General features: G+C 68.7%; 27 protein-coding genes. 13 read left to right on the plus strand and 14 right to left on the minus strand.

Annotated elements, in window-relative coordinates; genetic code table 11:
• Positions 1 to 4 precede the first annotated feature (4 nt).
• The 5 genes from tolQ to HD841_RS00130 all read right to left on the minus strand — a co-directional run bounded on the left by tolQ (position 5) and on the right by HD841_RS00130 (position 4,568).
• On the minus strand, positions 5 to 697 hold the full coding sequence (tolQ, locus tag HD841_RS00110; RefSeq protein ID WP_179506879.1) for a protein TolQ: 693 nt from the start codon (positions 695 to 697) through the stop codon (positions 5 to 7).
• Positions 694 to 1,152, minus strand: coding sequence for a YbgC/FadM family acyl-CoA thioesterase (locus tag HD841_RS00115; RefSeq protein WP_179506880.1), 459 nt, complete (start codon positions 1,150 to 1,152; stop codon positions 694 to 696). The genes tolQ and HD841_RS00115 overlap by 4 nt, the downstream gene beginning before the upstream one ends.
• Before the next feature lie 51 nt (positions 1,153 to 1,203).
• Positions 1,204 to 1,962, minus strand: a complete 759-nt coding sequence (locus tag HD841_RS00120; protein WP_179506881.1) for a hypothetical protein — start codon at positions 1,960 to 1,962, stop codon at positions 1,204 to 1,206.
• A gap of 228 nt (positions 1,963 to 2,190) precedes the next feature.
• Entirely contained in the window at positions 2,191 to 3,177 is a 987-nt protein-coding gene (locus tag HD841_RS00125) for an NAD(P)H-dependent flavin oxidoreductase (RefSeq protein WP_179506882.1), read from the minus strand.
• 131 nt (positions 3,178 to 3,308) lie between these two features.
• The gene (locus HD841_RS00130) at positions 3,309 to 4,568 is read right to left on the minus strand and encodes an aspartate kinase (RefSeq protein WP_179506883.1); all 1,260 of its coding nucleotides are present in this window, start codon (positions 4,566 to 4,568) and stop codon (positions 3,309 to 3,311) included.
• A 53-nt stretch (positions 4,569 to 4,621) separates the two neighbouring features.
• Here HD841_RS00130 and ubiG point away from each other — a divergent pair, with 53 nt between their 5' ends.
• From ubiG to HD841_RS00145, 3 genes are all read left to right on the plus strand, one after another.
• A complete protein-coding gene (ubiG, locus tag HD841_RS00135) occupies positions 4,622 to 5,347 on the plus strand; it encodes a bifunctional 2-polyprenyl-6-hydroxyphenol methylase/3-demethylubiquinol 3-O-methyltransferase UbiG (RefSeq protein WP_179506884.1) in 726 nt (241 codons plus the stop codon).
• A 170-nt stretch (positions 5,348 to 5,517) separates the two neighbouring features.
• Positions 5,518 to 6,948, plus strand: coding sequence for a glycosyltransferase family 39 protein (locus HD841_RS00140; RefSeq protein WP_179506885.1), 1,431 nt, complete (start codon positions 5,518 to 5,520; stop codon positions 6,946 to 6,948).
• Entirely contained in the window at positions 6,945 to 7,664 is a 720-nt protein-coding gene (locus HD841_RS00145; RefSeq protein ID WP_179506886.1) for a polysaccharide deacetylase family protein, read from the plus strand. Before HD841_RS00140 ends, HD841_RS00145 begins: the two co-directional genes overlap by 4 nt.
• A gap of 142 nt (positions 7,665 to 7,806) precedes the next feature.
• Here the strand turns inward: HD841_RS00145 and HD841_RS00150 are convergent, their stop codons facing one another.
• Genes HD841_RS00150 through HD841_RS00160 form a run of 3 tightly spaced genes read right to left on the minus strand, consistent with a single transcriptional unit; the run spans position 7,807 to position 10,384 of the window.
• Positions 7,807 to 8,991: a glycosyltransferase gene (locus tag HD841_RS00150; protein ID WP_179506887.1), complete on the minus strand. Its 1,185-nt coding sequence runs from the start codon at positions 8,989 to 8,991 to the stop codon at positions 7,807 to 7,809.
• The gene (locus tag HD841_RS00155; protein WP_179506888.1) at positions 8,991 to 9,524 is read right to left on the minus strand and encodes a DUF2141 domain-containing protein; all 534 of its coding nucleotides are present in this window, start codon (positions 9,522 to 9,524) and stop codon (positions 8,991 to 8,993) included. Before HD841_RS00155 ends, HD841_RS00150 begins: the two co-directional genes overlap by 1 nt.
• Complete coding sequence (locus HD841_RS00160) at positions 9,521 to 10,384, minus strand: hypothetical protein (RefSeq protein WP_257015161.1); 864 nt, start codon at positions 10,382 to 10,384, stop codon at positions 9,521 to 9,523. The genes HD841_RS00155 and HD841_RS00160 overlap by 4 nt, the downstream gene beginning before the upstream one ends.
• A 187-nt stretch (positions 10,385 to 10,571) precedes the next feature.
• Here HD841_RS00160 and HD841_RS00165 point away from each other — a divergent pair, with 187 nt between their 5' ends.
• Positions 10,572 to 11,624 (plus strand): glycosyltransferase, encoded by a 1,053-nt coding sequence (locus tag HD841_RS00165; RefSeq protein ID WP_179506890.1) that lies wholly within the window; start codon positions 10,572 to 10,574, stop codon positions 11,622 to 11,624.
• Here HD841_RS00165 and HD841_RS00170 read toward each other — a convergent pair.
• From HD841_RS00170 to acpS, 3 genes are read right to left on the minus strand one after another with little or no spacing between them, the layout of a single operon-like run.
• Positions 11,598 to 12,674, minus strand: coding sequence for an AI-2E family transporter (locus HD841_RS00170; RefSeq protein WP_179506891.1), 1,077 nt, complete (start codon positions 12,672 to 12,674; stop codon positions 11,598 to 11,600). The two genes, HD841_RS00165 and HD841_RS00170, sit on opposite strands and share 27 nt — an antisense overlap.
• Position 12,675: 1 nt before the next feature.
• Entirely contained in the window at positions 12,676 to 13,629 is a 954-nt protein-coding gene (lepB, locus tag HD841_RS00175) for a signal peptidase I (protein WP_179506892.1), read from the minus strand.
• Entirely contained in the window at positions 13,626 to 14,036 is a 411-nt protein-coding gene (acpS, locus tag HD841_RS00180) for a holo-ACP synthase (RefSeq protein WP_179506893.1), read from the minus strand. Before acpS ends, lepB begins: the two co-directional genes overlap by 4 nt.
• Before the next feature lie 161 nt (positions 14,037 to 14,197).
• On the opposite strand from acpS, the gene HD841_RS00185 reads away from it, so the two are divergent.
• Positions 14,198 to 14,590, plus strand: a complete 393-nt coding sequence (locus tag HD841_RS00185; RefSeq protein WP_218845335.1) for a c-type cytochrome — start codon at positions 14,198 to 14,200, stop codon at positions 14,588 to 14,590.
• Between the two features lie 37 nt (positions 14,591 to 14,627).
• On the opposite strand, the gene HD841_RS00190 is transcribed toward HD841_RS00185, so the two are convergent.
• Positions 14,628 to 15,383, minus strand: a complete 756-nt coding sequence (locus HD841_RS00190) for a pyridoxine 5'-phosphate synthase (protein WP_179506894.1) — start codon at positions 15,381 to 15,383, stop codon at positions 14,628 to 14,630.
• Entirely contained in the window at positions 15,380 to 15,961 is a 582-nt protein-coding gene (pyrE, locus tag HD841_RS00195) for an orotate phosphoribosyltransferase (protein ID WP_179506895.1), read from the minus strand. The genes HD841_RS00190 and pyrE overlap by 4 nt, the downstream gene beginning before the upstream one ends.
• Before the next feature lie 207 nt (positions 15,962 to 16,168).
• On the opposite strand from pyrE, the gene coxB reads away from it, so the two are divergent.
• The 4 genes from coxB (at position 16,169) to HD841_RS00215 (ending at position 22,310) form a co-directional block, all read left to right on the plus strand.
• Positions 16,169 to 17,314: a cytochrome c oxidase subunit II gene (gene coxB, locus HD841_RS00200; protein WP_179506896.1), complete on the plus strand. Its 1,146-nt coding sequence runs from the start codon at positions 16,169 to 16,171 to the stop codon at positions 17,312 to 17,314.
• Position 17,315: 1 nt separating this feature from the next.
• Entirely contained in the window at positions 17,316 to 18,986 is a 1,671-nt protein-coding gene (ctaD, locus tag HD841_RS00205) for a cytochrome c oxidase subunit I (protein ID WP_179506897.1), read from the plus strand.
• A 214-nt stretch (positions 18,987 to 19,200) separates the two neighbouring features.
• The gene (locus HD841_RS00210) at positions 19,201 to 20,919 is read left to right on the plus strand and encodes a DUF1800 domain-containing protein (RefSeq protein WP_373562901.1); all 1,719 of its coding nucleotides are present in this window, start codon (positions 19,201 to 19,203) and stop codon (positions 20,917 to 20,919) included.
• A gap of 5 nt (positions 20,920 to 20,924) precedes the next feature.
• Positions 20,925 to 22,310: a DUF1501 domain-containing protein gene (locus HD841_RS00215; RefSeq protein ID WP_179506899.1), complete on the plus strand. Its 1,386-nt coding sequence runs from the start codon at positions 20,925 to 20,927 to the stop codon at positions 22,308 to 22,310.
• Between the two features lie 163 nt (positions 22,311 to 22,473).
• On the opposite strand, the gene HD841_RS00220 is transcribed toward HD841_RS00215, so the two are convergent.
• Entirely contained in the window at positions 22,474 to 23,367 is an 894-nt protein-coding gene (locus HD841_RS00220) for an iron-containing redox enzyme family protein (RefSeq protein WP_179506900.1), read from the minus strand.
• Positions 23,368 to 23,512: 145 nt separating this feature from the next.
• On the opposite strand from HD841_RS00220, the gene HD841_RS00225 reads away from it, so the two are divergent.
• From HD841_RS00225 to HD841_RS00235, 4 genes are read left to right on the plus strand one after another with little or no spacing between them, the layout of a single operon-like run.
• Positions 23,513 to 24,415 (plus strand): heme o synthase, encoded by a 903-nt coding sequence (locus HD841_RS00225; RefSeq protein ID WP_179508023.1) that lies wholly within the window; start codon positions 23,513 to 23,515, stop codon positions 24,413 to 24,415.
• Positions 24,412 to 24,546 carry a hypothetical protein gene (locus tag HD841_RS20625; RefSeq protein ID WP_257015162.1) on the plus strand — a complete coding sequence of 45 codons (135 nt, stop codon included), beginning with the start codon at positions 24,412 to 24,414 and terminating at the stop codon, positions 24,544 to 24,546. The genes HD841_RS00225 and HD841_RS20625 overlap by 4 nt, the downstream gene beginning before the upstream one ends.
• Complete coding sequence (locus tag HD841_RS00230) at positions 24,543 to 25,103, plus strand: cytochrome c oxidase assembly protein (RefSeq protein ID WP_373562902.1); 561 nt, start codon at positions 24,543 to 24,545, stop codon at positions 25,101 to 25,103. Before HD841_RS20625 ends, HD841_RS00230 begins: the two co-directional genes overlap by 4 nt.
• A gap of 37 nt (positions 25,104 to 25,140) precedes the next feature.
• On the plus strand, positions 25,141 to 26,073 hold the full coding sequence (locus tag HD841_RS00235; RefSeq protein WP_179506901.1) for a cytochrome c oxidase subunit 3: 933 nt from the start codon (positions 25,141 to 25,143) through the stop codon (positions 26,071 to 26,073).
• The last annotated feature ends 6 nt before the right edge of the window (positions 26,074 to 26,079 follow it).

Raw genomic sequence — 26,079 nt, forward strand, 5'->3', positions numbered from 1 at the left:
CCGCTCACCGGCCGCTGTCCAGCTGGCGCGACAGCGTGGTGTGGAAGCCGTCGGCGAAGCGGTTGAGCGCCGCCTCGATCCGGTTCACGCCATGGCTGAAGCGGTTGTAGGCGATCACCGCGGGGATCGCTGCGAACAGGCCGATCGCGGTGGCGAACAGCGCCTCGGCGATACCCGGCGCGACCACCGCAAGGCTCGAATTCTGCGCCTGCGCGATTCCCGTGAAGCTGCGCATGATGCCCCAGACGGTGCCGAACAGGCCGACGAACGGCGCCACCGACCCGATCGTCGCGAGGATGTTGAGCCGGTCCGAAATGGTGTCGATCTCCAGCGCCGCCGCCGCGCCCATCGCGGTCGCGAGCCGCTCGCGCGTGCCGCTCTTGTCGATCGAGCCGCCCGCGGTGGAGCGGCGCCATTCCTTCACGCCCGCCACGAACACCCGCGCCGAGGGCAGATCCTTGTCCGCCTCCGCCTTGTAGAAGGCGTCGATATCCTCCGCCTTCCAGAAGTCGCGCTCGAACCCGGCCATGCCCTTGCGGATGCGGCCGAGCCGCCGCCAGAAGGCGATGATCAGCGCCCAGGTCCAGATGCTGGCGAGCAGCAGCCCGGCCATCACGAACTTCACCACGAGGTCGGCCTGGAGGAAGAGCGCGACGGGCGAGAGCGTCGCCGCATCCATGTTGAACACCGGATTCATGAATTGGTCCCCTGCCAGATCAGGCTTTGGTAGATGTCCGTCCAGGCGGCCGGTTGACGCTTCGGCCGCCCCGATGGCGCGACCAGCGCCACCGTGACCTCGGCCTCCGCCAAGACAAGCGAACCGCGCCTGACTGTGTGATGAATGACGACGCTGGCGGCGCGCACCGCGATCACGCGGCTGATGACGAGCAAGGCATCGTCGAGCCGCGCCGGCGCACGATAGCGGATGGCGAGATCGGCGACGGCATAGGCGCCCTCGCCCGCCTCATGCGCGCCGCGCTGGTCGATACCGGCGACGCGCAGCATGTCGGACCGCGCCCGCTCCATATAGCGCAGGTAATTGGCGTGATAGACGACGCCGGACAGATCGGTGTCCTCGAAATAGACGCGCACCGGAAAGCGGTGCTCGGCTCCCAAGAAGCGTCCTGCCTGCGGCTGGTCCTCGTCCTTCATCCCGGCGGGCGTTAACCGAACCGCGGCGCCGGGGGAACCCTGTCGATGGTCTCAGTGGGTGACGGCGGCGCCGGTCTCGGCGAAGACGCTGGGGTCGAGTTCCAGTCGCGGGCGCGGCGGCGGTGCGGCGGCGGGGACCGCCTGCACCACCAGCGTCCGCGGCGGCGGGGTGACGGCGGCCATCGCCATGCGACTGGCGGCGGCGCGCTGCGCCCGCCACGCGTCATAGGCGGCGTAGAAGTCGGTGAACGGCTTCTCCAGCACGGCCAGCCGCCCGGCGGCGAAGGCGGGCAGGTCGGCGGCGGTCACCGTCGCGCTGTCGGCGAGCGTCGCCGCGGCGGCGTTGCAGAAGGCGTCGCGCGCCTGGCTCTGCGAGAAGAAATTGTAGAGCCGCGTCATCTGGTCGTCGTAGCGGTCCTGCCAGTCGCCGCCGGCCGCCTTATATTCGGCGGTGAGCCGGGTCTGCGCCGTGCTGAGCGTCGTCTTCTGCCGCGCGATCAACGCGTTGTAGCCGGCGATGATCGCCGTTTCGTCGGGTCCCCGACAGGCGAGCGCGGCGACGTTGAGCGCGGCGCGCAGATGCCAGACCGCGCCGTCGGCGGACAGGTTGCGATTCGGCGTGGCATAGCGCCCGTCGCTCATCAACGCCGGGATCTGCATGCCGACATAGGCCCCCTTCGGCATCGCGAGCGGGGCGGGGGCGGGCGTCTGCGGCACCGGCGGCGGCGCGACCGCCACCATCTTGGGCTTGATCGCGCAACCGGCGAGCAGCGCCAGCCCGACGCCAGTAAGAGCTATGGTACGGCGCATGACCAGATCGTCCTTCCCTGCCCCCCGGCCGGTCCGACTCTGAAAGGAAATGGTTAACGCGAAGTAAGCGACGAACAAATCCTCCCTCGCTTTAGCGGGGAAGGGGGACCGCCGGCCGGAGGCCGGTGGTGGAGGGGGCGTTTCGGCATACGCCGAACTGACCGTATCCTCCCCCTCCGTCAGGCCTTCGGCCTGCCACCTCCCCCTGGCGGGGGAGGAATGAACGCATCACCCCGCCCGCTTGTCCAGCGCCGCCGCCGCTTCGGCGACGAGCGCGCCGATGATGTCGGCGATCGGCTCCTCCTTGGTCACCATGCCGACCGACTGGCCGGCCATCACCGAGCCGTGCTCGACATCGCCGTCGATCACCGCGCGGCGCAGCGCGCCCGCCCAATAATGTTCGATCTGCAATTGCGCCTCGCCCATCGCCACCGCGCCCTCGTCGAGGCTCGCGGCGACTTCGCGCTGCTTGGCGGTGAACAATTCGCCGCCGGCGTTCTTCAAGGCACGCACCGGGATCACCGGCAGGCGCGGGTCGAGCTGGACGCTCGCCACCGCGTCGCGGGCCGAGGCGCGGATGAACGCCTTCTTGAAATTGGGGTGGGCGATCGATTCGGTCGCGCAGACGAAGCGCGTGCCGAGCTGGACGCCCGCCGCCCCCATGTCGAGGTAACCGGCGATCGCCTCGCCGCGGCCAATGCCGCCGGCGACGAACACCGGCACCGATCCGGCGATCTCGGGCAGCATCTCCTGCGCGAGCACGCTGGTCGAGACGGGGCCGATATGGCCGCCCGCCTCCATCCCCTCGATCACCAGCGCGTCGACGCCCGAGCGGATCAGCTTCTTGGCGAGCGCCAGCGTCGGCGCGAAGCAGATCACCTTGGCGCCGCCCGCCTTGATCGCCTCGAGCGAGCCCTTGGGCGGCAGGCCGCCGGCGAGCACGACATGCCCGACGCCATGCCTGGTGCAGACCGCGATCAGGTCGAACAGCGCTGGATGCATGGTGATGAGATTGACGCCGAACGGCTTGTCGGTCAGCGCCTTGGTCGCGGCGATCTCGGCATCGAGCAATGCGGGGGTCATCGCGCCGCAGGCGATCACGCCGAACCCGCCGGCGTTCGACATCGCCGAGACGAGGTTGCGCTCCGACACCCACGACATGGCGCCCGCCATGATCGCCACCTCCGCGCCGAGGAAGGCGGCGCCGCGCGCCATGCGGCGTTGCAGTCGCTCCCCTCCCACCTGCAGGAGGGGTTGGGAGAGGGCCTGCGTGCCGGTATCTGCTGGGGAAAGAGTCATGGACACGCCATGCCCTCCCCCAACCCCGCCCGCAAGCGGGAGAGGGATTATGCGGCGTCGGCGGCGTCGAGGCCGTAGGCGGTGTGCAGCATGCGCACGGCGAGTTCGGTCTCGTCCTCGTGGATCAGCACGCTCACCTTGATCTCGCTGGTCGAGATCGCCTGGATGTTGATGCCGCGCTTGCCGAGCGTGGTGAACATCGTGCTGGCGACGCCGGCATGGCTGCGCATGCCGACGCCGACCACCGAGACCTTGGCGACGCGGGTGTCGTGGACCAGCTCGGCGAAACCGATCGCCTCGCGCGCCTGGTTGAGCGCCTCCAGGCTGCGCGCGAGGTCGGCGGACGGCACGGTGAAGGTGACGTCGGTCGAGCCGTGGTTGTGCGCGATATTCTGGATGATCATGTCGACGTTGATGTTCGCCGCGGCGAGCGGCTCGAAGATCGCCGACACCGCGCCCGGCTGGTCGGGAACGCTGGTCAGCGTGATCTTCGCCTCGTTCTTGTCATGGGCGATGCCCGTGATGAGCTGGCGTTCCACGTCGTCGATCTCCTCTTCGCCCACGATCATCGTGCCGGGCAATGTGTCCGCCATCGGCGCCTCGGGTCCGGTGAAGGACGAGAGCACCTGGACGCGGACCTGTTCCTTCATCGCGAGGCCGACCGAACGGGTCTGCAACACCTTCGCGCCGACGCTGGCGAGTTCCAGCATCTCCTCGTACGTCACCTTGTTGAGCTTGCGCGCGCGCGGCACGATACGCGGGTCGGTGGTGTAGACGCCGTCGACATCGGTGTAGATGTCGCAGCGGTCCGCCTTCATCGCCGCCGCCACCGCCACCGCCGACGTGTCAGAGCCGCCGCGGCCGAGCGTGGTGACCCGCCCATCCTCCGCCATGCCCTGGAAGCCGGGGATCACCGCGACCTCGCCCGCCGCCATGCTGGCGTTGAGCGCGTCGACCTCGATCGTGCCGATCCGCGCCTTGGCATGCGCGTCGTCGGTGCGGATCGGCAATTGCCAGCCGAGCCACGAGCGCGCCGGCACCCCCGCCGCCTGCAAGGCGATCGCGAGCAGCCCGCTGGTGATCTGTTCGCCCGCCGCGACGACGACGTCATATTCGCGCGGATCGTAAAGCGACGACGCCTCGCGGCAGAAGCCGACCAGCCGGTCGGTCTCGCCCGCCATCGCCGAAACGACCACCGCGACCTGGTTGCCCGCCTCGACCTCGCGTTTGACGCGCGCGGCGACGCTCCGGATGCGCTCGATCCCGGCCATCGACGTGCCGCCGAACTTCATCACGATGCGTGCCATCTCTTGTCGCCAAACTCCTTGGGGTCGGGGGGTCGCCCTGATAGGAAGCGGCCATGATGATGGCAAGCAGCACGATCGACCCGCGCGAGGCGCAACACTTTGGCGCGATGGCCAAGGATTGGTGGGACCCGAAGGGGTCGTCGGCGATGCTGCACAAGCTCAATCCGGTCCGTCTGGGCTATATCCGCGCCGCGGTCGACCTCCACTGGGACGGCGACGACACCAGCTTCACCCCGCTCGCCGGCAAGACCGCGCTCGACGTCGGCTGCGGCGCGGGGCTGTTGTGCGAGCCCCTGGCACGGCTCGGCGCGGCGGTAGCGGGGATCGACGCGGCGGCGGAGAATATCGCGGTGGCGCAGGCACATGCCGCGCAGGCGGGGCTCGCCATCGACTATCGCGCGGTCGGCGTCGAGGCGATGACCGGCCGCTTCGACCTCGTCACCAGCCTGGAGGTGATCGAGCATGTCGCCGATCCCGCCGGCTTCGTGCGCGGGCTGGCGGAATCGCTCGCCGACGGCGGCCTGCTGGTGATGTCGACGCCCAACCGCACGCCCTTGTCGCGGCTGGCGCTCATCACGCTCGCGGAAGGCACCGGCCGCATCCCGCGCGGCACGCACGATTGGGACAAGTTCCTCACTCCCGAGGAACTGACCGACCTGCTGGAGCGCGCCGGCCTGACGGTGATCGACGTGCAGGGACTGGGCTTCTCGCCGGCGACCGGCTTCACGCTGAGCGCCTCGACGCAGCTCGACTATTTCGTGACGGCGAAACGGGCATAAGCCCGCCGCCGGGGCGTATCGGATCGGCTGGCCTCCGCGATCCATGCACGGGCCTCGGGCGCATGCTGTCCCACGAACGAGCCAGCACGTAGCATCGACGGGGGGAACGACGGGGACCGCGCGGGCGCGCGCCTTTCCAATCCCCCCGCCCGCCGCTACCGCCCCGCGCGATGCATCCCCTCACCCACCCGCGGCTGCGCCTGCCGATCCTGCTGTGCGTCGCGATCGCCGCCCGCGCGCTGACGTTCGGCAACCCGATCGTCCACGTCGACGAGGAATTCTATTTCGTCACCGCGCATCGGATGTGGCAGGGCGCGCTGCCGTTCGTCGACATCTGGGATCGCAAACCGGTCGGGCTGTTCCTGCTCTATGCCCTGCCGGCCGCGCTCGGCTTTCCCGCCGGCATCTGGGCATATCAGGGGCTGGCGCTGGTCTGCACGGTGGCGACCGCGTGGTGGATCGCGCGGCTCGCCGAGCGGCTCGGCTTCGCGGCCGGCGCGACCGCCGGCGCGCTCGCCTATATCCTGTGGCTCGACCTGCTCGGCGGCCAGGGCGGCCAGACCCCGGTCTTCTACAATCTGCTGATGCTTGCCGCCGCGCTGCTCGTGCTGCGCCCCGCGCCGCAGCACGCGGCGCGCGGCCTGCTCGTCATGGCGATGGTCGGCATTGCCTTGCAGATCAAATATTCGGCCGTGTTCGAAGGCATCCTGTTCGGCCTGTGCCTGCTTGCCGACGCCTGGCGCGCGACGCACCGGCCGGCGCGAACGATCCTCTACGGTGTGGCGCTGGTCGTCGTCGCGCTGCTGCCGACCGCGCTCGTCGCGGCCTATTATGCGGCGGTCGGCGCGTGGGACGCCTTCGTGTTCGCCAATTTCCTGTCGATCTTCCACCGCAACCCCGATCCGCTGTCGGAACTCGCCGGCAATTTCGGCGAGATGGTGCTGATCATCTCGCCGGTGGTCACGCTCGCCATCCTCTCGCTGTGGCGCGATCGTGACGCGCCTGCACATAGGCGCGAACGGCGCTTCGTCGCGCTGTGGCTCGCCGTCGCCATCGCGAGCGTCGCGGTCTTCCGGCCGTGGTTCGATCATTACAGCCTGCCGATCCTGCTCCCCGCCTGCGCCGCGGCGGCCGGGATGCTCGGCCGCGCCGACTGGCAGCGCTGGCGCACCCCCGCGCTGCTGCTCACCGCCGCGCTCGCCGGACAGATCGTGCTGGTCGTGCAGCGCGCCGGTCGCGGCGACGCGCGCCAACTCGCCGCGCTTGCGAATGCGGTCGGGCGCGGCCCCGGTTGCCTCTACGTCTATTCGGGCACCGACATGCTCTACAGCGCGACCGGCCGCTGCACCCTGTCGCGCTATCTCGTGCCCTCGCACCTGATCCGCTTCCGCGAGGCGGGCGCGACCGGCGTCGATCAGGATAGCGAGATCCGCCGCATCCTCGCCGCGCGCCCGGCGGTCGTCGTCGTCCGCCCGCCGTACCGCGGCGAGCGCCCCGCCGCGCACGCCATCGTCACCGCGGCGGTGGCGCGCGACTATCGGCTTACCGCGCAGCTGCCGATGGGCAACGAGATCATCAGCGTCTATCATCGCACGCGATGAAACGCCTGTTCGCCTCCATCCACGACGTCTCGCCCCGCTTCGAGGGGCAGGTGGACCGTCTGCTCGACCATCTCGCCCCCCATGTCGGGCGCCGCCTCGCGATGCTCGTCGTCCCCGATCACTGGTCGAGCGCGCCGATCACCCCCGCCTTCGCCACCCGCCTGCGCGGCTGGGCCGACGAAGGAGTCGAGATGTTCGTCCACGGCTGGACGCACCGCGACGACAGTGCGCACGCCGGCACGGCCGCAGCCCTCAAGGCCCGGCACATGACCGCGGGCGAGGGCGAATTCCTCGGCCTCAGCCATGCCGAGGCGCTGGCGCGGATGCGCCGCGGCAAGGCGCTGGTCGAGGATATCACCGGCCGCCCGGCGACCGGGTTCATCGCGCCGGCGTGGCTGTATTCCGAGGGTGCGCGCGCGGCGCTGGCCGACGCCGGCTTCGCGCTCGCCGAGGATCATGCGCGGGTGTGGCGGCCGGGTGGCGCGATCGTCGCGCGCGGACCGGTGATCACCTGGGCGAGCCGGACGCGGATGCGGCAGCTGAGCTCGCTCGCCGCGGCCGGGGCGCTGCGCTACGCGCTCCAGCCGACGCGCAACGTGCGGATCGCGGTGCATCCGGGCGACACGACGGTGCCGGTGCTGCTCGACAGCATCACGACGACCTTTGCGGCATTCCGTCGACACCGGCCCGCCGCTTATGCGGAACTGGCGGGGTAGCGAGCCAATTTCTTCCCTCGCGCAGCGGGGGAGGCCGATGGTGGTGGTGGGGGCGTTTCGGCCTACGCCGAGCTGACCGTATCCTCCCCTTTCGTCAGGCCTTCGGCCTGCCACCTCCCCTGCGCAGGGGAGGACTTCAGGTTCACGCCCGCTTCCGCACCCCGTCGCGCGCCGCGATCACGCTGGCGTAATGCGCGACCAGATCGGCGGCATGTTCCTCGTCGTTGCGGACCGTCGCCGACGCCACCCGCGCCGCGCGCCGCACGATCGCGCGATCGCGCGCGAGCATCCGCTGGATCGCATCGGCGCAGCTGTGCGCGTCGCGCTGCGTATAGACTTCGGCGAACAGCGGATCGGCGATCTCCGCGGTGCCGCCGCCATCGGGCACGATCAGCGGCGTGCCGCTCGCCAGCGCCTCGGCCGGCACCAGCCCGAACGTTTCGGTGCCGCAGCCATGGATGTAAATGTCGGCGCTCGCCATGATCGTCGCCAGCCGCCGCCGGTCGTAGACCGGGCGGAACAGGCGGATATGGGGATTGGCACCGATATGCCGTTCCAGCGTCTTGGTATCCATGCCCTGGCCGAGGATGACGAGCCCGACCGGTGCCTGCGTCCCGACGCGATGCACCGCGTCGATCACCGTCGGCCAGCATTTCTCCGGATGATGCCGACCGACGCCGAGCAGCAGATGCGCCTCCGGCGGCAGGCGACACTGGCGCAGCAGCGCGGCGCGTAACGTCTCGTCGCGCAGCGTCGGCGAGAAATGCGCCCGCTCGATGCCGAGCGGCATCGTCGCATCGACGCGGATGCCGCGCGCGGTCAGCTGCTTGGTCAGCGAGGGGCCGTTGGTGACCACCGTGTCATATTGCGCGAGACAATGGTTGAGGTAGCGATCGTACCACGAGAACGCGCGCTCGATCCGCGGCTCGGACGCGATCGGCTTGAACCAGCGCTTCGGATAAGCTTCCAGATTGTCGTTGTGCATGAAGTAGGAGCGTACCGATCGCCCCTGCCATTGCGCGACGATCCACGCCGATTTCCACGGCGAGCAATTCTCGACCACGTCGGGGTCGAGCGCATCGAGCCGCCGGTGGATCGGCTCGGCATCCCAGAACAGGCCGTAATTGGCGTCGAACGGCATGCCCGGCGCCTTGATATAATGGATCGCGCCGCCGCCGGGCCGCTCCTCGATCCGGTCCTCACGGCCGGGTGCGAGCACGATCAGCTCGTGACCCATGCCGGCGAGCACCTCGATCTTGCGGTCGATATAGGTGCGCACCCCGCCGCCGGTCGGCGAGTAGATCTCGTTGACGTCGACGATCCGCATCACTCGTCCTTGGTCGGCGAAAAGCCGCCCAGGCCGTGCAGATACTGCATCTGGACGGTGCGTTCGGCGGTGCTGCTGCCGACGTCGACCAGCGCGCGCTCCACCTTGGGCCGCGACATGCCGATCTTGCCCGGGCCGGGGAACCCGGCGCCGTCGGCGAAGAAGTTGAACTTGTTCTTGCCGTCGCGGTCGTGCGTGACGAGCAGCGCATAGCGGCCGGGCCGCGGCACGCGGATGCACACCTGCACCTGGCCGCTCGGCGGGATCGTCGTCCACACCCGGCGAAAGGTCTTGCCGGCGGCGAGCAGCACCGTGTCGTCGGCCAGGAAATCGGCCTCGTCGGCGGGATACAGCTCCAGCTTGATCCGTCCCTTGCGGTCCTTCAGCCCGGCGATCTGCGCCAGGATTGCCGGACCGCCGCCGGGCTTGCACGCGGCGGCATCGCTGCCCAGCACCTGCGTCTGTGCCTGCGCGGGTGCGGCGAGCAGCAGGACGGCGGGCAACAGCGCGGCAAGGACCGCCAACGGCGTCATGACGGTTTCCTCGTCAGCAGGTGATGGATGCCGAAGGCGACGATCAGCAGCGCATGGATCAGCAGCACCGCCGCGGCGGTGAAGGCGATCAGCTCGGACAGCGCCTGATCCTCGCCGATCATCAGGATCGCGAAATTGGCGAACAGCAGGTCCTTGTTCGGCAGCAGCGGCAGGCGCGAGAAGAGCATGCGGCCGGCGGACAGGAACAGCCAGGTGCCGATCGCGACGCTCGGCATCGCCAGCGCCCAGGCGAGCGCGAGGAAGAAGCCGCCGAGGATCAGCCGCAGGCAGTGGATGCCGAAGATCGCCCACAGCTCGCGCCGCGGCAGCGAGAATACCTTGCGCGAGAAGATCAGGAACGGCAGCGACGTGCCGAAGATCACCGCCAGCGATCCATAGACGTAGCGCATCATCTCGGGCGGGATCAGCTCGCGCCCGACCGGCAGCGCCACCGCGATCATCGCCAGCGTCACCGCATTGCCGGCGATCGCCGACAGGATCGACACGTCCTTGACCGCACCGAACGGCGCCGCGACCAGCTGCGCGCGCGCCCGCGCCCAGGCGTAGAAATAGGCCTCGCCCGAATAGCCCATGACGACGTCGTTCGCGATCCGCTTCTTGATCAGCGCGACGAGTCCGCCCAGCGGGATGTGCCACAGCCGCCGGAAAATCCAGTAATCGGCCAGCGGCGGGACGAAATACAGCGCGGCGAAGGCGATGTAGAACAGCGGGTTGCGCGGCGTCGCCCGGTCGAGCCCGGCAAGGCCCGAACTCAGCAGCTCGTGCGCGAGGCCGGCGAGCATCGCCAACGTCACCACGGCACCGATGATCGCAGGCCAGCGGCTCTTGATGGTCTTCAAGGGTTGAAGTCCCGCGATATCGGGGGAGGGCGGCACGATCTCGAGAGGACGGCCGGCACTGTGATCGATCTGCACCCGTTGATCCGAACGATGACGATGGGGTCGCTTAGCCATATAGGCTCTGTGTTGCACATGAATTTCGTTTCACTGTCGCGTCACGAAGGTCTGTGGCAAGGCGGGCGGAACGATGTCTGCCGATCATATCCTGACCTTTGCCCAAGATTTATCCGGCGGCGGCGTCGAGCGCGCGCAATTGCGGCTGGCGGCGCAATGGCTGGCGGCGGGGCGGCGGGTGACGCTCGCGGTCGGCGACGCCAGCGGCCCGCTCGCCGCCGACCTGCCCGCCGGGCTCGCGATCGAGCCGCTCGGCCACCGCCGCTATATCGCACAGCGACGCCTGGCCGAGATCACGCTGCGGCTGCGCCCCGATCTCATCTTCTGTGCGGGCAACCATTATACGCTCGTCGCGGCGTGGCTGCGCTGGCGCCTCGCCGACGACTGCCCGCCGATCGTCGCGAAATTGTCCAATGCGATCGATCGTGCCGACCACGGCCGGCTCATGGGTGCGGGGCATCGGCTGTGGCTGGCGCAACATGGTCGCTTCCTCGATCATCTCGTCGCGATGACGCCGGCGACCGCGGCACTGGCGGCGCGCGCGATGCGGATGGAGCGGCGGACCAGCGTCATCCCCAATCCGCCGGCGCCCGCCGCTAGCGGGGCGACCGGGGTCGCGCCACTGCCGCCGGGGCGGATCGTGCTCGGCGTCGGGCGGCTGGTGCCGCAGAAGCGCTGGGACCGGCTGATCGCCGCCGTCCCCGCGCTCCCCGCCGATGTCGGCGTCGTGATCCTCGGCGAGGGCGAGTTGCGCCCCGCGCTGGAGCGGCAGATCGCCGCCGCAGGGCTGGAAGGGCGTGTCACATTGCGGGGCCATGTCGCCGATCCGCTGCCGGCGATGGCGCGCGCCGCGGTGCTCGCCCTGCCCTCCGACTACGAGGGCGTGCCCGGCGTGCTGCGCGAGGCGCTGTCGGTCGGCACGCCGGTCGTCGCCACCGCGTCGAGCCCGGCGGTGCGCGAGATCGTCGGCGATCCCCGCCTCGGCAGCGTCATCCAGGCGGAGGATGCGGCGGGCTTCGCCGCCGCGATCAACCATTGGCTGGAGGCGCCCCGCCCTGCCCCGGTGCCGCAGCCCGGCCGCGATTCGGCGGCGCGCTACCTAGCCTTGTTCGACACCCTCGCCTGAGCCGTCGCGCTCGGCTTCGCGTTCGGAACTGCGCTCCAGCGCGGTCTTGATCATCGCCGTCATCGGATCGGCGAGCGCCAGCCCGAGGATGCCGAACAAGGCGCTCGCCATGATCTGCGCACCGAGCGTCAACGCCGGCGGCAGGTCGACCGTCTTCTTGGCGACGATCGGCAGCAGGACGTAGCCGTCGAAGCCCTGGACGATGACATAGGTGCCGATCGCCCAGAAGCCGATATGCGTCCCCGCCGAAAAGCCGACCGCGATCATCAGCGCGCCGCTGATGAAGGCGCCGATATTGGGAATGAAGGCGAGCAGGCCGGTGAGGATGCCGAGGATCATCGCCATCGGCACGCCGCCGATCGACAGCGCGATCCCCGTCAATATCCCCTCCGCCAGCATGCCGAGCAGCCGTCCGGCGAGCAGCCGGCGCAGCGTCTTGCCCATCCGCGCCAGCACCGTCGCGAACTCGGGCCGGTTGCGCCGCGGCACCATCCATTCGAGCCCGCGCTGATAGGTGGCTGGGTCCATCGCCACGAACAGGCCGATGACGATGATCATGAACATCGTCGTCAGCGCGCCGAAGGCGGTGCCGACCCACGAGGTGATCCGGCCGACCGAGCTGAGCGCCTGGCGCGCGATACCGCTGACGTCGGACGCGCCGGGCATCAGCCCCTGCCCGGTCAGCCAGCGCGCCAGCCGGTTCGCCTGCGTCTCCAGCGTCGCACGCAACTGCGAGAACTGGTCGGCGACCTGCACGCCGGTAAGGTAGAAGGTGCCGGCGAGGAAGGCGATGGTCAGCAGCACGACGATCAGCAGCCGCCAGCCGCGCCCGATCGGCAGCACCTTGCCGAGCAGCCGCACGCCGCCGTCGAGCAGGGCGGCGAACACCAGCCCCGCGAAGATGATCAGCAGCGGCTGGACGAGGATCACCGCCAGCGCCATCACCGCGGCGAGGCCGAGCCAGATCGCCGCGCGTTTCAGCTCCTGCCGGACGAAGGGATCGCGCAGCTCGTTGGGGCTGGGGTCCTGGATCGCCGGCGTTTCGGTCACATCATTGTCCCGTGGCAGGGTGGAGCGACAGGCCGGCGCGGCCCGAGCGCAGCGATCCCCACCAGGTCAGCGGGTTGAGCGTGGCGTCGCCGTCGAGGCTGAAGGTCAGGAATTCGGCGCGGCCCCCGAGATTCTCATAGGGCACCGGCCCGCCGAGGCCGAGCTGCGCGAGCGGGAAGCGGCTGTCCGCCGAGCGATCGCGATTGTCGCCCATCAGGAAGACGTGGTTCGCCGGGATCGTCACCTGCGGATAATTGTCGCCGGGGCTGTCGGGCTCGAGATCGACGGTGTCGTAATGGCGGCCGCCGGGCAAGGTCTCGGTGACGATCGGCAGATGGCAGACATAGCCGCCGCCCGGCGCTGGCCGGCGCGCGCCGAAATAATCGCGGTCGCTGCACGGACTGTTGGTATCGACGGGCAGGTCGACATAATGGAGCGTGCCGCGCGGGATCGGCTTGCCGTTGAGGATCACGACGCCGCCGCGCACCGCGAGCGTGTCGCCGGGCAGGCCGATCACCCGCTTGATATAGTCGTTGCGCGTGCCGGGCGGGGTGACGATGACGACGTCGCCGCGCTGCGGCAGGCTGCCGAACAGGCGGCCGTGGATGAACGGCAGGCCGACGCTCCAGCTGTCCTCGGGCTGGCGCATCACCACGCCCTTGAAGATCGCGACCGGGTTGGGGATCGTCGGCGAGACGAACGACCAGCCATAGGCGAATTTGGAGACGACCAGCCGGTCGCCGATCCGCAGCCCCGGCAGCATCGATTCGGACGGGATGTAGAAGGGCTTGGCGATGAAGCTGTGGAAGCCGAGCACGATCAGGATCAGCCAGAAGATGCCCTTCACCTCCCCCCACCAGTCGGTCTTCTTCCGCGTCGTACCGGCGGCCGGCGTGGTGGGCGCGTTCTGCGCCGTTTCGGTGGACTCGCTGCCGTCCAACACCGCTTCCTTCATGCCTTGGGGTCCGCGATCGCCTCGATGATCACAAACGCCTGTGCCCAGGGATGATCATCGGTCAAAGTCAAATGTATCCGTGCGACGTGGCCTTCGGGGATCATGCCGTCAAGCCGTTCCTTCGCGCCGCCGGTCAATGCCAGCGTCGGCGCGCCCGACGCCGCGTTGACGACGCCGATGTCCTTCATGAACACCCCCGCCTTGAACCCGGTGCCGACCGCCTTGGAAAAGGCCTCCTTGGCGGCGAAGCGCTTGGCGAGCGTACCCGCCTTGGTGAACGGCCGCTTTGCGGCGCGCGCCCGTTCGGCGTCGGTGAACACCCGCGCCTCGAACCGTTCGCCGAAGCGATCGAGCGACGCCGCGATCCGCTCGATGTTGCATAGGTCGGACCCGAGACCGACGATCATCCCTCTGAACGGGAGCGAAGCAGCGGCAAAGCCGGGCGGAGCGGTGCGGGCGTCATGCCGCCCTCTTACCGGCCCGGCACCGGCAGGAAAAGTATCGCGCCGCGATAAACCGCCGCCGCGCCGCCGCTACAAAGCCGGGAGGGGCATGACGGGAGGCCGGCTTGGGCATCGCGATGGGACGGCTGCTCGCCTGTATCGCCGCGCTGACGCCGACGCCGGGACCGGCGGCAGGACTGGCGGCGGCGGGCGACAACGGGCGGCGGCTGTTCGAACAGCGCTGCGCCGTCTGCCATGGGTCGGACATGCGCGGCACGGGTCCGCTCGCGCGCAAGAGCAACCCGCCGGCCAATGACCTGACCGCACCGGCATTCCGGCGACGGCTCGCCGCCAATCCCGGCGTCATCGTCTCCTCGATCGTGCTGCGGTCGAACGGCGACCTCATCCCGCGGACGCTGCGGCAGAACAACGTCCACATCCCGCCGCACCGCTGGACCCTCGACGACCTCCGCGACGTCGACGCCTATATCAAGGGCTATCCCCGTCGCGTGAAGTGACGTCCTCAAGCCGGAGACCTGGCCCCGTCTTTGCGGTTCACCCGCGGGCGGCGTCCATTTCCTCGCGCATCCGCTGCACCGCCGCGCCGAGGCCGACGAACAGCGCCTCGCCGACCAGGAAATGGCCGATGTTGAGTTCGCGCACCTGCGGGATCGCCGCGATCGGCCCGACATTGGCGAAGGTCAGGCCGTGACCGGCGTGGACCTCGATGCCGTTCTTCGCCGCCAGCGCCGCCGCGTCGGACAACCGGCGCAGCTCTGCGGTGCGCGCCTCGCCGTCAAGTTCGGCATAGCGGCCGGTGTGCAGCTCGACGACCGGCGCGCCGAGCCGGATCGCCGCGTCGATCTGCCGTGCGTCGGGCTCGATGAACAGCGACACGCGGATCGCCGCCTCGCGCAGCTGCGCGACCAGCGGTTCGAGCCGCGCATACTGGCCGGCCGCGTCGAGCCCGCCCTCGGTGGTCAACTCCTCGCGCTTCTCCGGCACGATGCACGCCGCATGCGGCCGATGGCGCAGCGCGATCGCCAGCATCTCGTCGGTCGCCGCCATTTCGAGGTTGAGCGGGATGGTCAGTTCGGCCGACAGCCGCGCGATATCGCCGTCGGTGATGTGGCGCCGGTCCTCGCGCAGATGCGCGGTGATGCCGTCCGCCCCTGCTTCCGCGGCGAGCAGCCCGGCCCGCACCGGATCCGGATAGCCGGCGCCGCGCGCGTTGCGCACCGTGGCGACGTGATCGATGTTGACCCCGAGCCGGAGGCGATCGTCGGCGGCCCGGCGCAGATGATCGGTCAAGCCGCGCGGCTCCCCGGCTTGATCGCGGGGATCGCCGCCAGCTCGGGCGGCAGCGCATCCGCCGCATAGGTCGGCACGTCGAGCCGGATCAGCGGAAAGAACGGCACGCCGAGGTCGACGGTGCCGCCCGACCGGTCGACCAGCGCGGCGCCGGCGATCACCGCGCCGCCCGCCGCCTCGATCGCCTTGATCGCCTCGCGCGACGACAATCCGGTGGTGACGACGTCCTCCATCATCAGCACCTGCTGCCCCGGCTCCAGACGGAAGCCGCGGCGCAGTTCGAACGTGCCGGTCGGCCGCTCGACGAACATCGCCTCGACGCCCAGCGCGCGCGCCATCTCGTGGCCGGCGATCACCCCGCCCATCGCCGGCGAGACCACCGCAGCGATGCTTGCCTTGATCTCGGCAGGGATGCGCGCCGCCAGCGCCTCGGCGAGGCGCGCGCCGCGGCGCGGGTCCATCAGCACCCGCGCGCATTGCAGGTAGCGCGAGCTGCGCAGGCCGGACGAGAGGATGAAATGTCCTTCGAGCAGGGCATCGGCGGCGCGGAATTCGGCCAGCACGTCGTCGTCGGTCATCGGCAGCCCCGGGAAAGTCGGTCGGATGCCGCCGCTCATAGGAAGTCGCCGCGCCGCCGCCAAGCGGCCAACGCGATAAACATGGGTCAGGTGCTTGAGGCCGGGGCACCCCCCGCGTATAGGTCATGGCAAAAGGGGCGTATTCCAACGCCTATAACGGCCCGTTCGCCGGGCAGGCGAGGGAATCTGGACGGGGTGACGAAACGCATGCGCAAGAGGTTCAAGGGGTTCGCACTCGCCGCCGGGTTTGCACTCGCCGGTCTGAGCGCGGCATCGCAGGCCGCCCCCGCCCCGCAGGGGGCCGCCGCGCCCGCCGGCGTTTCCAACATCGCGCCGACGACCGCCAACGCCACCGCACCGGCGGCGCCCGCCTCGCCGCTGCTGGCGATGGACGGCGCCCCCGCCATGACCGCCGAGGCCGGCATCGGCCACCCCGTCGACGGCCGCATCGGCATCCAGCCGCAGGTGACCGAAAATGGCCGGTTCGCGCACTGGTTCCACGATTCGATCCTGGTACCGCTGATCGTCGCGATCTGCCTGCTGGTGCTGGCGCTGCTGCTGTGGGTCGTCTTCCGCTTCCGCAAGGCGGCCAATCCCGTCCCGTCGAAGACCAGCCACAATACGGTGATCGAGATCATCTGGACGCTCGCGCCGGTGGTCATCCTGGTGCTGATCGCCGTGCCGTCGATCGGCCTGCTGCAGGCGCAGTTCAAACCCGCCCCGGCCGGCGCCGTGACGCTGAAGGCGATCGGCAACCAATGGTATTGGAGCTACCAATATCCCGATAATGGCGGCTTCGAAGTCACCGCCAACATGCTCAAGGAAAAGGATCAGGTCGCCAAGGGCGAGCGGTTCCGCACCGATGCTGACGGGCCGCGCCTGCTCGCCGCCGACAATCGCATCGTGCTGCCCGTCGGCGTGCCGATCCGCCTGATCACCACGTCGCAGGACGTGATCCACAGCTGGGCGGTCCCCGCCTTCTGGATCAAGCTCGACGCCGTCCCCGGCCGGCTGAACGAGACGAGCTTCACCATCAAGAAGCCCGGCCTGTATTTCGGCCAGTGTTCCGAATTGTGCGGTGCGCGCCACGCCTTCATGCCGATCGCGGTGGAGGCGGTGCCGCCGGCGCAGTTCGCCGCCTGGGTCCGCGCCAAGGGCGGCACGATGCCGACCCCCGGCAAGGCCAGCGACAAGGTCATCCCGCAGCCCGGCGCCGAAGGTTCGGCGGCCAAGCAGGCGGAAGGCAACACCGCCGACGCCGCCACCGGCCCGGTCGAGAACGTGACCACCGCCGCCCCAACGACTTCGCAAGGTGCGACCGGCAATCCGGCCACCGGCAACGCGGGACAGTAAGATGACCGATACCGCCCTCCACGCCCCCCACGGCGCGAAGTTCGTCGCGCACGACGATCACGCGCACAGCGATGCGGACCACAAGCCCGGCTTCTTCGCCCGCTGGTTCATGTCGACCAACCACAAGGACATCGGGACGCTGTACCTGATCTTCGCGATCATCGCGGGGATCATCGGCGGCGCGATCTCGGGGCTGATGCGCGCCGAGCTGGCGCAGCCCGGCATCCAGTATCTCGTCGGCTGGGCGAACTTCCTGCCCGGCGGCGACGGCGGGCTCGACCATGCGCTCCACCTGTGGAACGTGCTGATCACCGCGCACGGCCTGATCATGGTGTTCTTCATGGTGATGCCGGCGATGATCGGCGGCTTCGGCAACTGGTTCGTGCCGATCATGATCGGCGCGCCCGACATGGCCTTCCCGCGGATGAACAACGTCAGCTTCTGGCTGCTCATCCCGGCGTTCACGTTGCTGCTTGCCTCGCCCTTCTTCGGCGGCGCCGGCACCGGCTGGACGGTCTACGCGCCGCTGTCGACCTATGGCGAGCCGGGGCCGTCGGTGGACATGGCGATCCTGTCGCTCCACCTCGCCGGCGCCTCGTCGATCCTCGGCGCGATCAACTTCATCACCACCATCTTCAACATGCGCGCGCCGGGCATGACGCTGCACAAGATGCCGCTGTTCGTCTGGTCGGTGCTGGTCACCGCCTTCCTGCTGCTGCTCGCGCTGCCGGTGCTCGCCGCGGCGATCACGATGCTGCTCACCGACCGCAATTTCGGCACCACCTTCTTCGATCCGGCCGGCGGCGGCGATCCGATCCTCTACCAGCATCTGTTCTGGTTCTTCGGTCACCCCGAAGTGTACATCATGATCCTGCCGGGTTTCGGCATCGTCAGCCAGATCATCGCGACGTTCAGCCGCAAGCCCGTCTTCGGCTATCTCGGCATGGCCTATGCCATGGTCGCGATCGGCGTCGTCGGCTTCGTCGTCTGGGCGCACCACATGTTCGTCACCGGCCTCAGCGTGAACGTGAAGATGTACTTCACCGCCGCGACGATGGTGATCGCAGTGCCGACCGGCATCAAGATCTTCAGCTGGATCGCGACGATGTGGGGCGGCTCGCTGACCTTCAGGACGCCGATGGTCTGGGCGATCGGCTTCATCTTCATGTTCACCGTCGGCGGCGTCACCGGCGTCGTGCTCGCCAACGGCGGCATCGACGATTACATGCAGGACACGTATTACGTCGTCGCGCACTTCCACTACGTGCTGAGCCTCGGCGCCGTGTTCGGCCTGTTCGCCGGCTTCTATTACTGGTTCCCGAAGATGTTCGGGAAGATGTACAACGAGTTCCTCGGCCAGGCGCACTTCTGGGTGTTCTTCGTCGGCGTGAACCTGCTGTTCTTCCCGATGCACTTCCTGGGGCTGCAGGGCATGCCGCGCCGCTATCCGGACTATCCCGACGCCTATGCGACGTGGAATGCGCTGGCGAGCCATGGCTATGAGATCATGGCCGCGGGCATGGTGATCTTTTTCGTCAACGTGATCTATTCGCTGATCGCCGGACCGAAGGCGCCCGACAATCCCTGGGGCGAAGGCGCGACAACGCTGGAATGGACGCTGTCCTCGCCGCCGCCCTACCACCAGTTCGAGACGCTGCCGAAGATCGACTGAGGCACCAACCCCGGGGGAAACCCCGGGGTTTTTGTTTGGGCGTCCGGACCCGATCCGAGCATCCCCGGAGCAGCCGGGCCTGCGACCGTTCCGGCCTAAGCCGCGGTGAACCGAGCGCGATGACGAACGCTTCGTTAAGACCGTAATGGCTACATCGTTCCGCAATGCACGGCGCTTGCGGGAAGCGCCACGCATCGGGGTCGGGATCAAAGCGGTGCTGGACGAGGAACGCGTGGACGCGGGGGCGTCCGTCGACGTGGATGAGGCGAGCGGCGCCATCGCATCGCTCAAGGCGGGCGGCGTCCTCGCCCCCGCGCTGCTGCTCGCCGCCTGCGGAAGTGGCGGCGGTGGCAGCGGCGATACGGGCAGCGCCCCGGCCACGCCGAGCGCGCCGGTCGTCGTCACCCCGGCCGCGATCACCGCGACGCAGGCGAGCCGCTTTCTGGCGCAGGCGACGATGGGCGGCACGCGCACGATGATCGAAAGCGTCGTCAGCCGCCGCTACGAAGGGTGGATCGACGACCAGTTCGCGCTGCCGCGCGCCACCTCGCACTGGGACTGGCTCGTCGCCAACGGCTATGCCGTCGCCGCCAACATCAACAGCGAAGCCGGCTTCGACACGACGCTGTGGCGACAGATGATCGCCGAGCCCGATCAGCTGCGCCAGCGCATCGGCATGGCGCTGCTCGACATGCTCGTCGTCGGCATCGGCGGGGTCAATCTCAACTGGAAGCAGTTCGCCGCTGCCGCCTATGTCGACGTGCTGCTCGACAATGGCTTCGGCAATTACCGCACGCTCCTCGATGCGATCACGACGAACGCGGCGATGGGCTCGTTCCTCACCTTCCTCGGCAACCGCAAGGCCAATCCGAAGACGGGGGCGCAGCCCGACGAGAATTACGCGCGCGAGCTGATGCAGCTGTTCACGCTCGGCCTCTACCAGCTCAATATGGACGGCAGCGTCAGGACGAATGGCGGCGTGCCGCTCGAAACCTATGGGCCCGCCGACGTCAGCGGGCTGGCGCGCGTCTTCACCGGCCTCAGCCTCGCGACCACGATCGGCACCACGCCGGACCGCTATCGCCAGCCGCTGGTGATGAACGCCGCGATCAACGAGACCGGCAGCGCGAGCTTCCTCGGCACCACCACGACCGGTGGCGGCATGGCGGCGATCAAGGTCGCGCTCGACACGATCTTCGCCCACCCCAATCTGCCGCCCTTCGTGTCGAAGCAGCTAATCCAGCGGCTCGTCACCAGCAACCCCAGCCCGGCCTACGTCGGGCGGGTCGCCGCCGCCTTCGCCGACAATGGCGCGGGCGTGCGCGGCGACATGAAGGCGGTGATCAAGGCGATCCTGCTCGATACCGAGGCGCGCCGCGACGATGCGCTGACCAGCACGACCGCGGGCAAGCTGCGCGAGCCGGTGATGCGGCTGACCGCCTGGGCGCGCTTCGCCAAGGTCAATTCGCCATCCAACGCGTGGAGCTTCGGCGACACGTCGAGCCAGTCCAACCGGCTCGGCCAGTCGATGGGGCGCAGCCAGACGGTCTTCAACTTCTTCCGCCCCGCCTACACGCCGCCGGCGAGCGCGATCGGCAATGCCGGGCTGGTCGCGCCGGAATTCCAGATCACCAACGAACAAAGCGTCGTCGCCTACGTCAATTACATGCAGAATCTGGTCGCCAACGGCGCCGGCGACGCCAAGCCCGATTATACCGATCTGATCGCCAAAGCGGGCGACAGCGCCGCGCTCGTCGACGAGGTCAACCTCGTGCTCGCCGCGGGGCAACTCGGCAGCGCGACGGTGGCCGCGATCCGCGCCGCGGTCGACAGCGTCGCGGTGACGCCGACCGCGCCCAACGCCACGGTCAACCGCGTCGGCATCGCGCTGCTGCTGACGCTCGCCTCCCCCGACTTCCTGACCCTGCGGTGACTATCATGGACGTTAGCCGAGATGCCTCGCGCCGCGCCTTCCTCAAACGCTCCGCCGCGCTCGGCGTGGCGGGGGTGGCGACGCCCTTCGTCACCAGCCTCGCCGCGATCGGCGAGGCCGCCGCGGTGACCGCGACCGATTACAAGGCGCTGGTCTGCGTCTTCCTCTACGGCGGCAATGATTACGCCAACACCGTCGCCGCCTATGACGAGGCGAGCTACGCCGCCTATCTCGCCGCGCGCGCGAACATCGCGCTGACCCGCGAATCTCTGGCCGCGACAATGCTCAATCCTGACGCGGGCCTGCCCGGCGGCCGCCAATATGCGCTGGCGCCGACGATGGCGTCGCTGCTGCCGCTGTTCGACCAGGGCAAGCTGGCGGTAACGCTCAACGTCGGCACGCTCGTCCAGCCGACCACCAAGGCGCAATTCCAGCAGAATGCGGTCCGGCTGCCGCCCAAGCTATTCAGCCACAACGACCAGCAGAGCTATTTCCAGGCATCCAATCCGGAGGGTGCGACCTCCGGTTGGGGCGGGCGGATCGGCGACCTGCTCCAGTCGGGCAATGGCGCGGCGACGCTGACCTGCATCAACGCCAGCGGCAATGCGGTCTATTTGACCGGCAAGTCGGCGGTGCAATATGCGATCGGCACCGGCGGCCCGATCGCGCTGCTCAACAACGGGTCGACGCTTTACGGATCGAGCACCGCCGCGGCGACATTGCGCAGCCTGATGACCGGCGGCAGCGCGCATCTGCTCGGCAACGAACATGCCCGCGTCAGCAAACGCGCACTCGATACCTATGCGCAGGTCAGCGGCGCGCTCGCCGCGGCACCGGCGAGCGGCTTCACGCTGTTCCCCAGCGGCAACCCGCTTGCCGACCAGCTCAAGATGGTCGCACGGCTGATCTCGGTCTCGTCGCAACTGGGCGCCAAGCGGCAGGTGTTCTTCGTGTCGATCGGCGGCTTCGACCTGCACGACAATCTCGTCGCGGTGCAGCCGGGGCTGATCGGCAAGGTCGCCGATGCGATGCGCGCCTTCTACGACACCACCGTCGCGCTCGGCGTGGCGGACAAGGTGACGAGCTTCACCGCCTCCGACTTCGGGCGCACGCTGCAATCGAACGACGACGGTTCGGATCATGGCTGGGGCAGCCACCATCTTGTCATGGGTGGCGCGGTGCGCGGCAAGCGCTTCTACGGCACCGCACCGCAGGTCGGCAACGGCACCCCCGACGATGTCGGCCAGGGAAGGCTGCTGCCGACGATCGCGGTCGATCAATATGCCGCGACGCTGGCGAGCTGGTTCGGCGTGGGCAACGGCGACCTGCCGACGGTCCTGCCCAATATGGGTAATTACAACGCGTCAGCGTGGAATCTGGGGTTCGTCTAGGACGCAAATCCTCCCCCGCCAGGGGGAGGGGGACCGTTCGGCTTCAGCCGAATGGTGGAGGGGGAGGACAGGGCGGGAGCCCAATGACGAAGCTCCCGCCCTGTCCTCCCCCTCCGTGACCGCTACGCGGCGCCACCTCCTCCTGGCGGGGGAGGACTTGGGGTCAGCCCATCAACACCGCGCGATAGGCGTCGAAGCACCGCTCGCCGCACTTCAGGCGGATCAGCGCGCCCTCGGCCATCGCGGTGGCGCGACGCGGATCTTCCTCGACCGCCGGACGGATCGCCTCGCGGTTCCAGTCCTCGCTATGCTTGATGTCGAGCACCGCATGCAGGTCGAAATAGCGCCGCTCCTTGTCGGAGAAGCCGAGGCGTCGCAGCCCCTTCGCCGTCGCGGCGGAGCGATCCGGCGCGGTCAGCTCGATCACGCCGAGCGCGCCCACCGAATGCCACGCATAGCGACGGCTGGTCGCCATCGCCGTCATCGCATTGGCGAGGCACAGGCTCTGCCACAGCGTGTTCTCGATCACCGGGTCGACCGCCAGCGTCTCGACCAGGGCATCGAGCATCGGGCCGTGCATGCCCTTGGCATTGCCGCGGCCCATCTCGTCCCAATAATTGCGCGCGAGTTCGAGCTTCGGGAAGGTCGGCAGCTTGACCTGCGTCATCGCGACGAGATCGTCGAACCCCGCCTCGCCGGCTGCTTCCTGTTCGAAGAACCAGCGCAGCTGGTCGAGGTTCGCCTCTTCGGCCAGCCACGGGAACAGCGGATCATGCTGACCGGGGCCGCTCTGCTTGAGCTCCTCGAACCAGGCGATGAAGCCCTCGACGTCGGTCGGCGCGGCGGCCGCCTCCTCGGCGATCTCCTCGCGCAATTCCTCCAGGAAGCCGCCTTCCAGGCGCTGCATGCGGACGTCGCGGTCCAGCGTGCGCTGCCAGTCGGCCGTCGGGAAGCCCGGTTCCAGCCGCTCGCGGTTCCAGTGCGCCAGTCCGCGCTGGAAACTGTCAGTGAGGAATTGTGACGCGCGCAGGTCGGCGTCAACTATACGGGTAGCCATTCGAGTCTCCTAGTGGGCTGGCCAACCGCTTGATCGGTTTATCGTTCCTTGCGGCCCCGAGTCGCTTGACTTAGATCAGGACGATAGTGATCCGGGCCTCGCGCTGCTTCCCCAAGCCCCCCGGCGCGCGTATAGCCGATCGATGATGACGGTCGCGACGCCCCTGCTGCCCCCCGCCGACTGGCGCGACTTCCTTGCGCTGACCAAGCCGCGGGTGATGACGCTGGTCGTGTTCACCGGCCTGTGCGGGATGCTCGCGGCGCCGGTCGGCATCCATCCGGTGCTCGGCTTCACCGCGATCCTGTGCATCGCGCTCGGCGCGGGCGCGGCGGGTGCGCTCAACCAATGGTATGAGGCGGACCTCGACGCCAAGATGCGGCGGACGCAGAAACGGCCGCTACCGGACGGGCGGATGGAGCGCGAATCGGCGCTGCACTTCGGCGTCGGTCTCGCCGCCTTTTCCGTCATCCTGATGTATTTCGCGATCAACCTCGCCGCCGCGGCGATCCTGAGCGTCTCGATCCTGTTCTACGTCCTCGTCTACACCGTCTGGCTCAAGCGCCGTACGCCGCAGAATATCGTCATCGGCGGCGCCGCCGGCGCCTTTCCGCCGCTGATCGGCTGGGCGGCGGCGACCGGACAGGTGGCGCTGCTGCCGCTGCTGCTGTTCGGCCTCGTCTTCCTGTGGACGCCGCCGCATTTCTGGGCGCTCGCGCTGTTCGTGAAGACCGATTACGCCAATGCCGGTGTGCCGATGCTGCCGGTCGTCGCCGGCGAGCGGGTGACCCGGCGCCAGATCGGCCTCTACACGATCCCGATGGCGCTGGTCGCCATCCTGCCCTGGCCGCTCGGCCTGACCGGCCCGATCTATGGCGGGGTGGCGAGCGTCACCACCGCGATCTTCGCCGCGCTCGCGCTCGTCGTCGCGACCCGCACCACCGCCCCCGACGACGCGATGAAGCCGGAGAAGCGCTTGTTCAGCTATTCGATCCTCTACCTCTTCGTCGTGTTCGGCGCGCTCGTCGTCGACCGCTGGGTGTTCGCATGACCCCCGACGAACAGGATCTGATCCGCCAGCGCCAGCGGTCGCGCGCACGGGTGATGGCGCTGCTGCTCGGCGCCTTCGTCATCCTGATCTTCGCGATCGCGCTGACCAAGATCCGCCAGGGGATGATGTGACCGCGCCGGTCCATCCGGATGCCACCCGGCGACAGCTGCGCACCGCGCTGTTCGCGGTGCTCGGCATCTGCTTCATGACCGGCGTCGCCTGGGCCAGCGTGCCGCTCTACCGATTGTTCTGCCAGGTGACCGGGCTCAACGGCACCACCCAGCGCGGGCTGGAGGCGCCCGGCGCGGTCAACAAGCTGATCCGCATCGACTTCGACAGCAATGTCGCGCCCGGCATGAAATGGCGCTTCCGCCCCGAAGCGGGGTCGGAGACGGTCAAGATCGGCGCGCGCGACATGGCCTTCTTCACCGCGACCAACACCGATTCCAAGCCGGTCACCGGCACCGCGACGTTCAACGTCACCCCCAGCCAGGCGGGGAAATATTTCACCAAGATCCAGTGTTTCTGCTTCACCCAGCAGACGCTGCAGCCCGGCGAGACGCAGCGCATGCCGGTCATCTTCTTCGTCGACCCGAAGATCATGGACGATCCCGACGCGAAGGACGTCGAGACGATCACCCTCTCCTATACGTTTTACCCGGTGGATTCCGCCAAATCCGCGGGCTAAGCGTGGCGTTAGAGGATAAAAGAACAGGGAAACGATCATGGCCGGCGCCAAGAACCACGACTACCATATCCTGCCCCCCAGCATATGGCCCCTGTTCGGATCGCTGTCGGCGCTGGTGATGGCGGCGGGCGCCGTCATGTGGATGCACGGTGCGCATCTCGCCGCCGACAAGGCCAATGGCGGCGGCTGGATTTTCCTCGCCGGGCTCGGCGGCGTGCTGTTCACCATGTACAGCTGGTGGGCGGAAGTGGTGCGCGAGGCGCATCACGGCGACCATACCCCCGTCGTCCAGCTTCATTTCCGCTACGGCATGATCCTGTTCATCGCCTCCGAGGTCATGTTCTTCGTCGGCTGGTTCTGGGCATTCTTCGATTTCGCGCTGTTCCCGACCGCGATGAGCTTCGTCGACGGCCAGGTCGAACGCGCCGCCGAGGGCGCCGCGGCGATCGCCGCGCAATGGCCGCCCAAGGGGCTGGAGGTCATCAACGCCTTCGAACTGCCGCTGCTCAACACGCTGATCCTGCTGACCAGCGGCACCACCGTGACCTGGGCGCACCATGCGCTGATCCACAACCAGCGCGGCGGCGCGAAGACCGGCCTGTGGGGCCTGCTCGGCGTGGGGGATCGCGACGGCGTGCTCAAGGGGCTGTGGCTGACGGTCGCGCTCGGCGTGCTGTTCAGCTCGATCCAGGCCTATGAGTACATGCACGCGCCCTTCCCGTTCAAGGGCCTGAACTATGGCGCCGCCTTCTTCATGGCGACCGGCTTCCACGGCTTCCACGTGCTGATCGGCACGATCTTCCTCGCCGTCTGCCTGATCCGCGCCTACAAGGGCGACTTCACGCCGCGCCAGCATTTCGGGTTCGAGGCGGCGGCCTGGTATTGGCATTTCGTCGACGTGGTGTGGCTGTTCCTGTTCGTCACCATCTACGTCTGGGGTGGCTGGGGCGCGCCGGTCCACGGCGGCTGATCGATG

Origin of the sequence: Sphingomonas melonis, from assembly GCF_013409985.1 — a bacterium.
GTDB classification, from domain to species: domain Bacteria; phylum Pseudomonadota; class Alphaproteobacteria; order Sphingomonadales; family Sphingomonadaceae; genus Sphingomonas; species Sphingomonas melonis_A.